General features: G+C 59.1%; 11 protein-coding genes. 6 read left to right on the top strand and 5 right to left on the bottom strand.

Annotated elements, in window-relative coordinates:
• Positions 1-3 precede the first annotated feature (3 nt).
• The 5 genes from sdhA to ACN9M3_RS23325 all read left to right on the top strand — a co-directional run bounded on the left by sdhA (position 4) and on the right by ACN9M3_RS23325 (position 5809).
• Positions 4-1782: a succinate dehydrogenase flavoprotein subunit gene (sdhA, locus tag ACN9M3_RS23345; protein WP_426163191.1), complete on the top strand. Its 1779-nt coding sequence runs from the start codon at positions 4-6 to the stop codon at positions 1780-1782.
• A 16-nt stretch (positions 1783-1798) separates the two neighbouring features.
• Complete coding sequence (locus ACN9M3_RS23340; RefSeq protein ID WP_426163189.1) at positions 1799-2509, top strand: succinate dehydrogenase iron-sulfur subunit; 711 nt, start codon at positions 1799-1801, stop codon at positions 2507-2509.
• 7 nt (positions 2510-2516) lie between these two features.
• The gene (locus ACN9M3_RS23335) at positions 2517-2798 is read left to right on the top strand and encodes a succinate dehydrogenase assembly factor 2 (RefSeq protein ID WP_057259569.1); all 282 of its coding nucleotides are present in this window, start codon (positions 2517-2519) and stop codon (positions 2796-2798) included.
• Positions 2799-2843: 45 nt separating this feature from the next.
• Entirely contained in the window at positions 2844-4148 is a 1305-nt protein-coding gene (gene gltA / locus ACN9M3_RS23330) for a citrate synthase (protein ID WP_426163186.1), read from the top strand.
• Between the two features lie 872 nt (positions 4149-5020).
• Positions 5021-5809 (top strand): DUF6585 family protein, encoded by a 789-nt coding sequence (locus ACN9M3_RS23325; RefSeq protein ID WP_426163182.1) that lies wholly within the window; start codon positions 5021-5023, stop codon positions 5807-5809.
• Here the strand turns inward: ACN9M3_RS23325 and ACN9M3_RS23320 are convergent.
• On the bottom strand, positions 5775-6254 hold the full coding sequence (locus tag ACN9M3_RS23320) for a hypothetical protein (protein WP_426318768.1): 480 nt from the start codon (positions 6252-6254) through the stop codon (positions 5775-5777). The two genes, ACN9M3_RS23325 and ACN9M3_RS23320, sit on opposite strands and share 35 nt — an antisense overlap.
• Before the next feature lie 13 nt (positions 6255-6267).
• A complete protein-coding gene (locus ACN9M3_RS23315) occupies positions 6268-7143 on the bottom strand; it encodes a hypothetical protein (RefSeq protein ID WP_426318767.1) in 876 nt (291 codons plus the stop codon).
• Positions 7144-7341: 198 nt separating this feature from the next.
• On the opposite strand from ACN9M3_RS23315, the gene ACN9M3_RS23310 reads away from it, so the two are divergent.
• The gene (locus ACN9M3_RS23310) at positions 7342-10683 is read left to right on the top strand and encodes a S41 family peptidase (RefSeq protein WP_426318766.1); all 3342 of its coding nucleotides are present in this window, start codon (positions 7342-7344) and stop codon (positions 10681-10683) included.
• A gap of 1 nt (position 10684) precedes the next feature.
• On the opposite strand, the gene ACN9M3_RS23305 is transcribed toward ACN9M3_RS23310, so the two are convergent.
• The 3 genes from ACN9M3_RS23305 to ACN9M3_RS23295 form a co-directional block, all read right to left on the bottom strand.
• Complete coding sequence (locus tag ACN9M3_RS23305) at positions 10685-11953, bottom strand: leucine-rich repeat-containing protein kinase family protein (protein ID WP_426318765.1); 1269 nt, start codon at positions 11951-11953, stop codon at positions 10685-10687.
• 43 nt (positions 11954-11996) lie between these two features.
• Positions 11997-12368: a BlaI/MecI/CopY family transcriptional regulator gene (locus tag ACN9M3_RS23300; protein WP_426163171.1), complete on the bottom strand. Its 372-nt coding sequence runs from the start codon at positions 12366-12368 to the stop codon at positions 11997-11999.
• A 192-nt stretch (positions 12369-12560) separates the two neighbouring features.
• Positions 12561-13409, bottom strand: a complete 849-nt coding sequence (locus ACN9M3_RS23295; protein ID WP_426318764.1) for an MBL fold metallo-hydrolase — start codon at positions 13407-13409, stop codon at positions 12561-12563.
• Between the last annotated feature and the right edge of the window lie 100 nt (positions 13410-13509).

Genomic DNA, 13509 nt, shown 5'->3' with positions numbered 1-13509 from the left:
ATCGTGGCAGCTATCAAATCTGCAATCCCTACCCGCCGCTTTGACGCGGTGATCGTTGGCGCCGGCGGTTCCGGCATGCGCGCCTCCCTGCAACTGGCGGAAGCCGGCCTGAACGTGGCCGTGCTGTCCAAGGTGTTCCCGACCCGCTCCCACACCGTGGCAGCGCAGGGCGGCATCGGCGCCTCGCTGGGCAATATGTCGGAAGACAACTGGTACTGGCATATGTTCGACACCGTCAAGGGTGGCGACTACCTGGGCGACCAGGATGCAATCGAATTCATGTGCCGCGAAGCACCTAAGGTCGTGTACGAGCTGGAACACTTCGGCATGCCTTTCGACCGTAACCCTGACGGCACCATCTACCAGCGTCCGTTCGGCGGCCACACCGCCAACCTGGGCGAGAAGCCTGTGCAGCGCGCCTGCGCCGCGGCTGACCGTACCGGCCATGCACTGCTGCACACCCTGTACCAGCGCAACGTGCGCGCCCGTACCCACTTCTTCGTTGAGTGGATGGCCCTGGACCTGGTGCGCGATGCCGACGGCGACGTCGTTGGCGTGGTTGCACTGGAAATGGAAACCGGCGAAGTCATGATCCTGGAAGCGAAGACCACCATCTTCGCAACCGGCGGCGCAGGCCGTATCTTCGCAGCATCGACCAACGCCTTCATCAACACCGGCGACGGCATGGGCATGGCGGCACGCGCCGGCCTGCCGCTGCAGGACATGGAATTCTGGCAGTTCCACCCGACCGGCGTGTCCGGCGCGGGCGTGCTGATCACCGAAGGCGTGCGCGGCGAAGGCGGCATCCTGATCAACTCGAACGGCGAACGCTTCATGGAGCGCTACGCTCCGACCCTGAAAGACCTGGCGCCGCGCGACTTCGTGTCCCGTTCCATGGACCAGGAAATCAAGGAAGGCCGCGGCTGCGGTCCTAATAAAGACCACGTGCTGCTGGACCTGCGCCACATCGGCTCCGAGACCATCCAGAAGCGCCTGCCGTCCATCCTGGAAATCGGCCACAAGTTCGCCAACGTCGATGCGACCAAGGAACCGATCCCTGTCGTGCCGACCATCCACTACCAGATGGGCGGTATCCCGACCAATATCCACGGCCAGGTGGTCGTGCCTGCCGGCGACGGCAGCCAGAAGGTGGTGAACGGCCTGTACGCCATCGGCGAATGTGCCTGCGTCTCCGTGCACGGCGCCAACCGCCTGGGCACCAACTCCCTGCTGGACCTGGTGGTGTTCGGCCGCGCAGCCGGCAACCACGTGGTGGCGCAGAACCTGAAGCAGAAGGAAAACAAGCCGCTGCCGAAGGACGCCGCCGACTTCGCAATGAACCGCCTGAACAAGCTGGAAACCTCCACCGGTTCCGAGCGCGTGCAGGACGTCGCCAACGACATCCGCGCCAGCATGCAGAAATACTGCGGCGTGTTCCGTACCGACGAGATGCTGGCCAAGGGCGTGGAAGCGATCATGCAGCTGGATGAGCGCCGCAAGCACGTCTCCTTCAAGGACAAGTCCAAGGTGTTCAACACCGCCCGCGTGGAAGCGCTGGAACTGGACAACCTGATCGAAACCGCAAAAGCGACCATCGTGTCGGCCAACGCGCGCAAGGAATCGCGCGGTGCACACGCACAGGACGACCATCCGAAGCGCGACGACGAAAACTGGATGAAGCACACCCTGTGGTTCTCCGAAGGCAACCGCCTGGAATACAAGGCAGTCGTCACCAAGCCGCTGACGGTCGAAACCTTCAAGCCAAAAGCACGTACTTTCTAAGCAAGGGCCTCACAACATGGCACGCACTCTCAAATTCAAGATTTACCGTTACGATCCGGACAAGGACGCCAAGCCGTACATGCAAGACCTGACGGTCGAGCTGAAAGACACCGACAAGATGCTGCTGGACGCACTGCAGCGCATCAAGTCCGACGTGGATGATTCGCTGTCGCTGCGCCGCTCCTGCCGCGAAGGCGTGTGCGGTTCCGACGCGATGAACATCAACGGCAAGAACGGCCTGGCCTGCACCACCAACCTGAACGAGCTGACCGAGCCAATCACGCTGCGTCCGCTGCCAGGCCTGCCGGTGGTGCGCGACCTGATCGTCGACATGACCCAGTTCTTCAAGCAATACCACTCGATCAAGCCGTTCCTGATCAACGACTCGATCCCTCCGGAGAAAGAGCGCCTGCAGTCGCCTGCGGAACGCGAAGAACTGGACGGCCTGTACGAGTGCATCCTGTGCGCCTGCTGCTCGACTTCCTGCCCATCGTTCTGGTGGAACCCGGACAAGTTCGTCGGCCCAGCCGGTCTGCTGCAAGCCTACCGCTTCATCGCCGACTCGCGCGACGAAGCCACCGGCCAGCGCCTGGATAACCTGGAAGACCCATATCGTCTGTTCCGCTGCCACTCGATCATGAACTGCGTCGATGTGTGCCCGAAAGGCCTGAATCCAAACAAGGCAATCGGCAAGATCAAGGAACTGATGGTTCGCCGCGCGATTTAATACAAAAATGGCGGAACTCGAAAAACGAGCGCACCAGGCTGATCCCACCAACCGTGCGCGCCTACGCTGGCGCGCACGCCGGGGCCTGTTGGAAAACGACATTATCCTGACTCGTTTCCTTGATGCGCACGAGGCTGAATTGACCGACGAAGAAGTGGACGCGTTCACGCGGCTCCTCGATTTGTCGGACAATGCACTGATGGATCTGGTCTTGGCCCGTAAGGAGCCGGAAGGCGAAATAGACCTGCCGCATGTACATGCGTTACTGGCACGCCTGCGCCAAGCCTGAGTTTAAGTTTTTTTATTTGCTGCATCTCTCCCAAAGGAAGAGTCCATGAACATCTCTGATACCAAAGCAACGCTATCGTTCTCCGACGGCAGCCCATCGGTAGAAATGCCGATCTACAAGGGCACCGTGGGCCCGGACGTCATCGACATCCGCAAGCTGTACGGCGCCACCGGCAAATTCACCTACGACCCAGGCTTCATGTCCACTGCGTCGTGCAACTCCTCGATCACCTACATCGACGGTGACAAGGGCGAGCTGCAATACCGCGGCTACCCGATCGAGCAACTGGCCGTGAACGCCGACTTCATGGAAACCTGCTACCTGCTGCTGAACGGCGAACTGCCGAACGCCGTGGACAAGCAGAAGTTCGTCGACACCGTGACCAAGCACACCATGGTGCACGAGCAGATGCAATTCTTCTTCCGCGGCTTCCGCCGCGATGCGCACCCGATGTCGGTACTGGTTGGTACCGTCGGCGCGCTGGCATCGTTCTACCACGACTCGCTGGACATCAACGACGCCAAGCAGCGTGAAATCTCGGCAATCCGCCTGATCGCCAAGCTGCCGACCCTGGTCGCCATGGCATACAAGTACTCGATCGGCCAGCCGTTCGTGTACCCGCGCAACGACCTGTCGTACTCCGCCAACTTCATGCGCATGATGTTCGGCAATCCATGCGAAGAGTACAAGGTCAACGAAGTGCTGGTGCGCGCCCTGGACCGCATCCTGATCCTGCACGCAGACCACGAGCAGAACGCTTCGACCTCGACCGTCCGCCTGGCCGGTTCGTCCGGCGCCAATCCGTTCGCCTGTATCGCTGCCGGTATCGCCTGCCTGTGGGGCCCTGCCCACGGCGGCGCTAACGAAGCTGCGCTGAACATGCTGAAGGAAATCGGCACCGTCGACAACATCCCTGCGTTCATCGCCCAGGTGAAAGACAAGAACTCCGGCGTGAAGCTGATGGGCTTCGGTCACCGCGTGTACAAAAACTTCGACCCGCGTGCGAAGCTGATGCGCGAAACCTGCCACGAAGTGCTGAACGAACTGGGCCTGCAAGACGACCCGCTGTTCAAGCTGGCCATGGAACTGGAAAAGATTGCGCTGAACGACGAGTACTTCGTGTCCCGCAAGCTGTACCCGAACGTGGACTTCTACTCCGGCATCGTGCAGTCGGCCCTGGGCATCCCGGTGTCCCTGTTCACTGGTATCTTCGCCATGGCCCGTACCATCGGCTGGATCGCCCAGTGGAACGAAATGATCGCCGACCCAGAGCAGAAGATTGGCCGCCCACGCCAGCTGTTCGTTGGCTCGGCAGTGCGCGACGTTCCTCCGCTGAAAGACCGCAAGTAATCCTTGCTGATGCACGAAAAAGCGAGCTTCGGCTCGCTTTTTTTTCGAACAGTACGACCGCATGTCGCTTTAAAAGAGAGTATTAGGAATGGGCGTAAGGTCGAAAGTGGATGTTGCATCTTGGATCAAGACGGGAAAACTTGGTCTGGCCAGTTTGGGGAGCAATAAAGTGACCATACTCAGGGCACTTGCTGAGCCAGCCGGTTGGGCCAGCACTGCCACGCCCGATGAAGTTCAAAATTACATGGACGCCGACTTATGGGGATATGGAATCTGGACTCTATGGTTCGTGGGGGGGCTTTGGACGCTGTAACTTGTGCGGTCAGTGAGTTAGAAGAGCATGGCTGGTGGTTTGATGTTGGGGACTTGGATACCTCCGTCTTTGACGATGTAAATATGTTCAAGACCTTCTTGTCGAGTTCCGAAATCCCATATCGGCCGCTTGATGGAAGCACGTTGACGTTGAGACATGCGGTAACTGGAACAATGAAAACGAAGCGAAGACGACTGAGGGCAAAGACCATACTGGCAGGACTGGATTTGCAAACGCGGATTCTGCTTGATGAGCAAGGTAAGGCGCTCCGAGTGATGGGTAGTCCTTACTGCGCTGAGCGGCAGATTCTTAGCTATTCGAGCTACTGTTCGAAAGAATTCATGCTTTTGTAGCTTGTTCAATTGGTGGGCGGTGGCGCTTCGGTGGTGGTTCTCAAAGTGTCCAACCATTTCAGACGGCGCGCCTCATACAAAAAGCGAGCTTCGCGGGCTCGTTTTTTTATTCCCGATGAAGACAGAAAGTTGCCAAGTCGAAAGATTTCAATAATACTATCGAAAATATTGCTTGTTTGGTTTTGCTCTGTGTTTAAGGAATCATTTTGTCTGCGAAAGTTCGTTCAGTGAGCCAGTGCGGGAAAATTGTCAGTACCCATCCGATCAGAGGGCTGGGCTTGCTCTATCCTGTGCTTGCGATCGCGCTGATTGCCGCAGCTACTACACTGGCCTTCATCGTCGCTGACGTTCAGGTGGCGGTGATGGGTACGAACCTGTTTGTATTCTTGGCCATAGCTGCTGGAATATCCTGTTTGCTCGGAATAGTCGTTGTCATTCGCTGGTATAGGCTCAAAGGCTCAAGCCTGACGGTCTTCGAGAAGGGAATTGCCCATCGGATGAGGGGGAGAACCACTTTCTTCCGCTGGCGCGAGGTGCAGGATGTGACTGTTCGCGCTACAAGAATGCATAACTTCCTGATTCGAAGTACATGGGTGAAGATAAAACTGGCGCCGAAAACGACGTTGAAATTCACCGACAACTATAAGGAGGTTTTCTCCCTCGGCATCAATTTATTGACGCTGACTGCGGCGGAGATGGTTCCGCTCGTGATTGCCAAACTGGAGCGTGGTGAAACTGTGGATTTTGGTGCAATCGAGGTCAGCCGGGCCGGGCTTAACAGGCGTTTCGCCAAGCTTCCCTGGTCGGAAGTCGGTGATGCCGAACTCAGGTCGGGGCAAGTCATTATCAAGAGAAAGGGGCGCCGGATTCCTTGGGGAAGGCCTCACTCCTTCCAGATCAAGAATCTCTTCGTGTTTCTGGCCGTGCTCGAACACTTCACTCAGATTGATGTTGGGGCGACTAAGGTGCCGCAACAAATGGTTGCAATGGCTTGAGAAGGAGGGCCTCGCCGTCCAGTTGCAAGGCAAATATCGCCTCTTCGCCTGAAGCGAGCTCGAAGTGTTCTGTGTTCGATTCGGCCCGGTCGGGCTTGCGTACGTCAGCTTCGCGGACGACGATGCGATGTTTGCCCGGCTCGACGGGGATGATTTCAAGGCTTGGCGAAGCCAGGTGCTTGAGCCGCGGCGGTGTTCGGTGGCCGTTGCCATCGATATAGATGCTGAATTTCGAGAGGCCAAATAGCGCATCTTCCGCGCACAGCACTCGGACAGTCGCGCTGCGAGCGAACTCACGTTGTGCGGCGCGTTCTCTCATCAAGTCCCTGGCCGACACTGATGGCGCCCCTGCGAATGCGCCGGTGAATATACCAAAAAGCTGGTATCCGGGTAGCTTCAGGTCCGGGCAGGCATTGATCAGTCGGTCGGCTATTTGTGCTGTCATTATTAATGTTTGGTTAGCGTTGCAAGGGCTGCACGCTTCTCAACTCGCCAGTTTCGATCTCGAAGCTGAGCAGGAACTGCTCCATGCCATCCCGGCCATTCGCCTCCAGGACGGCACCGAACCACTGTTCGGGTTGCTGTGGCGATGGCTCGAACCAGACGAATTTTCCATTCGGCGGAATGCCTTCAAATGGCAGCCGGCCATCGATAACATAAAGCTGTTCGCCTTGCGCGCTTCTAACAACCAGGCGATTGCGCAGTGGCCCGCCTTGCACTGCCGGCTCGAAAGATGCAATTCGGCTGCGGCCGGGAAGTACTATTGCCAGAACCCCATCGGGAAAATCGAGGCCATAAAAATGGCCATTTGATTTCCATTCAATCCGCACGACGGGCTGAGGCTCCCATCCCTTTTCAAGGAGCGCTCCCACACCCATGCCTTCTTCAATCCTGTTGCCGTCCTGGCGAATGTGGGTCAAGGATTCCACGCTGTCGGCTGTATAGAAAAAGCTGCCAACGAATATTGGATCGCTGGAAATCTGCCGTGTCACCTTTAACGGATCGTATTCGAAATCGTATTGCACGGTAACCCAGCGCGCTTTCTCCAGGCCCCGCTTGCGTGCCGTAGCAATAGCGGCGCCAATAAAAGTGGCCGAATACGAGAGGGGGGCGATTAAGTCACGCAAATCGACGGCTGCGAAATCGAAGTTGTAATGTTCCTGGTCGCTCAGCCTGTAATAGCCGACGCCACATAAATCTTGGAGGACATCGAGTTCCGGTTCGCCCCGGCTGCCATCAAGGCCAACCCAGACCGAAACTTTGTTTTGTCGCTGAAAGCCCTGGCCGTAAAAATCGTCGTCGTCCGAATAATCCTGGAGTGCTATTTGAGTCACCTTTAGTGTTATCGCCCATCGGGAGCAAGTATGGGCTTGCTGGACGACGAAGACAAGCCCGGCGTTGAGCTAAATATCGGCATGAACGCGCTATAAATTGGCTTGACGGACATTCAGATGCCCCGCCGGAGATGAAGTTCTGATATCGTGTTTATGAGTCAGTGAAGACACGAGTGCTTTCCTTTCAAGGAGTCCTGCTTGTTCACCAGCCCTAACCTTATTCTCGCCACTGCATTGCTGCTCCCCATTGCAGCACATGCCATACCAAATACTGCCGACACCCGCCTGCTCAGCGAGCCGGCAATTTCCAAAGACCACATTGCGTTTATTTATGCCGGCGATGTTTGGCTGGCCGGCCAGGATGGCCAGGATGCCCGGCGCTTGACTTCGGATTTGGGAGAGAAATCGAATCCGTTCTTTTCGCCCGATGGCAAGTCGATTGCCTACAGCGCGAATATCGATGGCAATATCGATGTATTTATCCTGCCGATTTCAGGCGGCATTCCGCGCCGCCTGACCTGGCATCCGGGCCAGGATCTCGTGCAAGGCTTTACGCCCGACGGCGCGCAGGTTTTATTCACCTCTCCACGCGTGGCGTCGAATAACCGCTATCGCAACCTGTTCACGGTGCCGGTGGGTGGTGGTGTTGAAACCCGGCTGGAAATCCCGAATGCCGCGCGTGCGACTTTCTCGCCGGATGGCCGGAAAATCGCCTATAACCCGACTTCGCCGGCTTTCCTGCAATGGAAGCGTTATCGCGGCGGTTTGAATTCGATTATCTGGCTGTTCAATCGCGACACGCAAGCTGTCGAACGTATTCCACAACCGCCAAGCCGGGTGAATGATGTCGATCCAATGTGGGTTGGCGATCAGGTTTATTTCCGCTCTGATCGCGATGGCGAGTTTAATCTGTATGTGTACGACACCCGCAGCAAGGCCATTAAGCAGTTGACCCGTCATTCGGATTTTCCTGTGCTGAATGCGGCTTTATCCGGCGGACAGATTCTGTACGAACAAGCCGGTTACCTTCATATGCTCAACCTTGATACCGGCGCGACTGTTGGCAGGAGGCTGGCGATTGGCGTCAGTGCCGACCTGGGACTGTCGCGTGAGCGCTGGGTGCGCGGGGCAAAATATATTCGCAATTCGTCACTATCGCCATCGGGGGCGCGCGTGGCGTTCGAGTTCCGCGGCGATATCGTTACACTCCCGGCAGAGAAGGGGGATATTCGTCACCTGACGCAAACGCCTGGCGCCCATGAACGCGGCCCAGCCTGGTCGCCGGACGGCCGGCAAGTCGCCTACTTCTCCGATGAAAGCGGTGAATACGCCTTGCATGTCAGGCAACAGGACGGCAAGGGCGAATTGCGCAAGTTCAAGCTGAACGGTTCCGGATTCTTTGAACGTGCAGCGTGGTCGCCGGACAGCAAGAAAATCGCTTTCATCGACAACTCCTGGACGCTGTACTACATCGACCTGGCGACTGGTGTGCAAAAGAAAGTGGCCACCGAGCCAATGTACGGTATCGACAAGTCGCTGCGTGGCGTCTGGTCGCCGGACTCGCGCTTTATCGCTTATACGCTCAATTCGCTGAGCTATACGCGCACGGCGTATATCTACGCCCTGGACGAGGATAAATCGCATGCGGTGACAGATGGCCTGTCCGACGTCGCCAATCCGGTCTTTGATCGCAACGGCAAATACCTTTACTTCTTCGCATCCACCGACGCGGGGCCGAGCAACAACTGGTTCTCGCTGCAGAACCAGGACAACCGCCCAACTCGCTCGCTCTGGCTGATGGTGCTGCGTAATGATGTCCCGTCGCCACTGGTGCGCGAAAGCGATGAGGAGAAAGGGGCGCCAACTGCACCCCCTGCGCCAAAGGAGCCGCCCAAGGAAGGCGCCGCCGGCGACAAGAGCGAGGAACGCGTAGTGGCCGATACCTCGACCAGCCGCGGTGCGGACGCCAAAGCGAAAGCCGCCGCTGCCACGGCCAAGCCGCCTGTGCCGATGCGCATCGACTGGGATGGCATATCGACCCGCGTGATCGACATGCCGCCGCCGGTTTCGCCATACTTCGACCTGGAGGCAGGTGCGGAAGGCCAGATCTTCTTCCTGCGCGAGGTGGACGGCAAACGCCAGGTCCAGCGCTTCGACCTGAAAGACCGCAAGACCGAAACCATCGTCGCCGACGCGGATGACTTTGAAATCAGCGCTGACGGCAAGAAGATCGCCTGGCGCCTGAAGGAGCAGTGGAATACCGGCTCCGCCACCGGCAAGCTGCTGTCGCCCTCGGAAGGCAAGCTGCGTGTGGAAGCCATCGAAACCAGGGCCGATCCGCGCGTGGAGTGGAAGCAGATCTACGACGAAGTCTGGCGCATCAATCGCGACTATTTCTACGACCCGCACATGCATGGCGTGAACTGGAAAGCGATGCGCGATAAATATGCCCAGTTCCTGCCCGACGTCGCTACGCGCAGTGACCTGAATCGCGTGATCCAGTGGCTGTGCAGCGAGCTGGCGGTTGGCCACCATCGCGGTGGTGGTGGTGACAACTTCATCGATGTCAAGCCGGTGCCGGGCGGCTTGCTGGGCGCTGACTACGAGGTCGCCAACGGCCACTATCGCTTCAAGAAAATCTACGGCGGCCTGAACTGGAACCCGACGCTGCGTGCGCCATTGACCGAACCAGGGCTGAATGTGAAAGCGGGCGAATACCTGCTGGCCGTCGACGGACGTCCGCTGACGCCGCCGACCAACCTGTACAGCGCGTTCGAAAATACCGCCAACCGCTCGATTGAAATCACGGTCGGGCCGAACGCAGATGGCAAGGGCGCGCGCCATATCACGGTGGTGCCGGTGGCGAGTGAAGATGCGCTGCGCAACCGCGATTGGGTGGAAGGGAATATCCGCAAAGTCGACGCTGCAACCGGCGGGCGCGTCGCCTATGTCTACGTGCCGAATACAGCGGGGCTGGGGCATACCTATTTCAAGCGCTATTTCTACCCGCAAGCCTACAAGGACGCGATCATCATCGATGAACGCTTCAATGGCGGCGGCAGCCTGGCCGACTACTATATCGAGCTGCTGCAAAAGCAGGAGATCGCCTGGTGGGCCATGCGCTATGGCGCGGATATGAAGACGCCTTCCGCCTCGATCCAGGGGCCGCGGGCGATGCTGATCGATGAAACCGCAGGCTCGGGAGGCGACTTGCTGCCGTGGATGTTCCGCAAGAATAAGCTTGGTCCGCTGATTGGCAAGCGGACCTGGGGCGGACTGGTTGGCATTCTTGGTTTCCCGGTGCTGCTGGATGGCGGCACGATCACCGCGCCGAACCTGGCTTTCTGGACCCGCGAAGGTGGTTGGGGTGTCGAGAACGAGGGCGTGCCGCCGGATATTGAAGTAGACCAGAATCCGGCGGATGTGATTGCGGGCCGCGATCCGCAGCTGGAGAAGGCGATTGAGGTGATCAAGGCCGAACTGGCGAAGTCGCCGCCAAGCCGACCGGCGCGTCCGGCCTATCCGGACAAGAGCCGCTAGCTCAAGCTGCAGCCAGCCTTGCCACCGCTTCGGCAAATGCAGGGCGGGTTCCAGGTGCCGGGCGCAGGCAATCAATTGCCAGTGACCGCACGTGAGGCAGTTCTTCTTCGCAGCGCTCGAGCAGTTCTTCCAGCAGATAGCCGAAGGCCCGCACTTCCAGGCGCTCCAGCGCAGATGCGAGCGCGGTGCCTGGTTCGAAGCGCGAGGCCCCGCCGAAATCGCCCAGCACTGCATTCCCTTTGCCGCAGTTCAGTACATTGTGCGCATAAAGGTCGCCATGCATGATGCCCCGCGCATGCAGGTGCGCGGCGGCAGAGGCAATGCCGCGTGCGATGCCCAGCAGGGCTTCTGTGCTGAAAAACTGGCCCTCGGCATAAACGTCCCGGGTGCAGCTTGCAAAGCTTGGCGGGCCGGCCAGGTTGCGCAAGCCGGGGTCGACCAGGGGCATGACCAGGGCGGGCAGCTGTGAGGGATGATCGGGGATCGTGCCGAGTACGGGGATCAGGTTGGGGTGCGTGCCGGCGCCAATGCAGGCGGCCATTTCCTGCGTTGGCAAGCCATCGCTGGTCATGGCCCCTTTGTACACCTTGACCGCCACCGGCTTGCCATCGAGCGTGGCCTGGTGGATCACGCCGGACGCGCCTTCGCCCAGCTTGTCCTGGATTTGCAGCGCGTTCCAGGAAATGCTGGCCGCAGGCGGCAATGGCGCCTCGCTGAAAGGGTTGCCGGCGAAAGCCAGCCAGGCAAGCCGCGGCATCGAGGTCAGCCAGGCTGGCAGTTGCGGAAGACGGTTGGCCGAAATGCGCAGCAGTTCCAACTTGCTGCAATTTGCCAGCGCCGGAGGCAATGCGCGCAAGCGGTTCCCCGATAACATCAGCTTTTGCATGTCGGTGCAGCGGCCAAGTTCGGCAGGAAGCTGTTCGAAGCTGTTGTCGGTCAGGATCAGCCAGCGCAGCCGGGCGGGCAGGGCGTCAGCGGGCACGCTCGCAATGCGGTTCGCCTTGAAACCGATCATGGTCAGCGAAGCGCAGCGGCCCAGCACTGGCGGCAGTTCCGTGAACTGGTTTTCGGAACAGAAGATGATGCGCAGGCGATGCAGGCGTGGAAGATCGTCCGGCAGGGAGGACAGGGCGTTGCCGGTAAGGTCCAGGATCTCCAGCGTGTCGGCCAGGCCGAAGATCTCGCGTGGGAATTCAGTCAGGCCGCAGCGCAACTGCAGCCGCACTGCGCCGGCCAGCTCGCCGGAGCGCAGTTGTTGAAGCGTTTGCATCGATTTACATGAAGAGTTTTGGCGGGCGCAGTATAGCTTGCGGCTAGCTTTCCTCGTCCAGCATTTTCTGGATCTCGGCGCGCTCCTTGGGCGAGACGTGGCCGCCGCGCAGGGCCGCCATCACCAGGGCCTTGCCGGAACCGGCGAAAGCCTTGTGGATCAAGTCCTTCAGCAAGGAAGTCTGGATCGAGTCTTGCTGCTCTACAGGCGAATAAATGTGGGCGCGCTGGCTTTCGTCGCGGTTCAGCAAACCCTTGGTGTGCATCACTTGCAGCAGGCGAAGCACGGTCGCGTACTGCATATCTGGCCGCGTCTGCATGGCCGCCTCATGCACTTGCCGCGCGGTCGCCGGACCTAGTGCAAACAAAAGGCGCAGCATTTCCAGTTCGCTAGGAGTAGGTTTCGGCAAGGCCATGATAGATCCAGGAAGAGCGTTGATGGATCTAGAATAAATGATCTAGACAGAAAAGTCTACACCCGCAAACTGCTGGCCTCGTGTCACACCTTGGGGTCACACCCCAAACGTGACACGGGCTCAAGCGTCGCGCGGTCGAGCCCGTGTCACACTTCGGGTGTGACCCCAAGGTGTGACACGGGCTGGGCTGTACTACCACTTCATCTCGCCTTTGGCGACTTTGGCGCTCAGTTGCAGGGCGCTTTCGAGGCCGGCTTGCGGGTAGGCGGACTTCATTGCTGCGATCAGGGCTGCGCTGTCTGCGGCGGCCGGGGTGGCGGCTTCGAAGCGGCCCAGGTAGTCGGCGGTGTAGCTGATGGCGTCCGGGGTGAGGGCGGCGCCGGGGGCGAAGTGGCCGGGCACCACAGTGACCGGCTTCAGCTTGGCCATGTCGTCGAGTACCGACAGCCATTGGGCGCGCGATTCGGGTGTCTGGGTGTCGGCAACCCAGACGTGCAGGCCTTTGAACAGCACCACGCCGCCGACCACGGCTTTGATCGATGGAATCCACACATAGCTACGGTCGCCCTGGCCTTTGATTTCCAGCTTCTTGCCTTCGAGCTCGATATCGCCTTGCAGCAGTTCCGGCATCACTACGCCACTTGGGGCGTTGGCGCCGAGGATCGGGCCCCAGTAGGCCACTTTGGCTTGCCCTTTCTTTTCCATGGCAGCGATGGTGGTGCCGCGTGCCACGATGCGGGCTGTCGGGAAGGCTGCTTTCAGTACGTCCAGGCCGAAGTAGAAGTCCGGGTCGCCGTGGCTCACATAAATAGTCGTCAGGCGCTTGCCGCTGGCCTTGATCTGGGCGGCGAGCTTCTCGGCTTCGGCGCGCGAGAACTGGGCGTCGACCAGCACGGCGTCTTTTTCGCCTTTCACCAGCACGGAGGCAACCGGGAAGATGGCGGCTTCGCCCGGATTGAAGACTTCCAGTGTCAGCGGGGCGGCGATGGCGCCCGCGGTGCTTGCTGCGAGGGCGGCTGCGGCGAGGGTGTGCTTGAGCATGTTTGCATTCCTTTGGGTGAGTAGATGAGGCCAGTGTAGGGCGCTGGAGATGTTCTAAAAATAGGTTATATTGAAATTGTTTATTGCTTAAATCGCTCAT

This window comes from Pseudoduganella sp. R-43 (assembly GCF_049913255.1).
GTDB lineage: Bacteria > Pseudomonadota > Gammaproteobacteria > Burkholderiales > Burkholderiaceae_D > Rugamonas.
The sequence above is the reverse complement of the archived record's forward strand: the minus strand, read 5'-3'. Positions and strand labels throughout refer to the sequence as shown.

What these genes read in the sequence shown, in the direction of transcription:
- ACN9M3_RS23340 (WP_426163189.1), top strand. Translation starts at nt 1,799, where the DNA reads ATGGCACGCACTCTCAAATTCAAGATTTACCGTTACGATCCGGACAAG.
- ACN9M3_RS23335 (WP_057259569.1), top strand. Translation starts at nt 2,517, where the DNA reads ATGGCGGAACTCGAAAAACGAGCGCACCAGGCTGATCCCACCAACCGT.
- ACN9M3_RS23320 (WP_426318768.1), bottom strand. Translation starts at nt 6,254, where the DNA reads ATGACAGCACAAATAGCCGACCGACTGATCAATGCCTGCCCGGACCTG.
- ACN9M3_RS23295 (WP_426318764.1), bottom strand. Translation starts at nt 13,409, where the DNA reads ATGCTCAAGCACACCCTCGCCGCAGCCGCCCTCGCAGCAAGCACCGCG.
- ACN9M3_RS23305 (WP_426318765.1), bottom strand. Translation starts at nt 11,953, where the DNA reads ATGCAAACGCTTCAACAACTGCGCTCCGGCGAGCTGGCCGGCGCAGTG.
- gltA (WP_426163186.1), top strand. Translation starts at nt 2,844, where the DNA reads ATGAACATCTCTGATACCAAAGCAACGCTATCGTTCTCCGACGGCAGC.
- ACN9M3_RS23300 (WP_426163171.1), bottom strand. Translation starts at nt 12,368, where the DNA reads ATGGCCTTGCCGAAACCTACTCCTAGCGAACTGGAAATGCTGCGCCTT.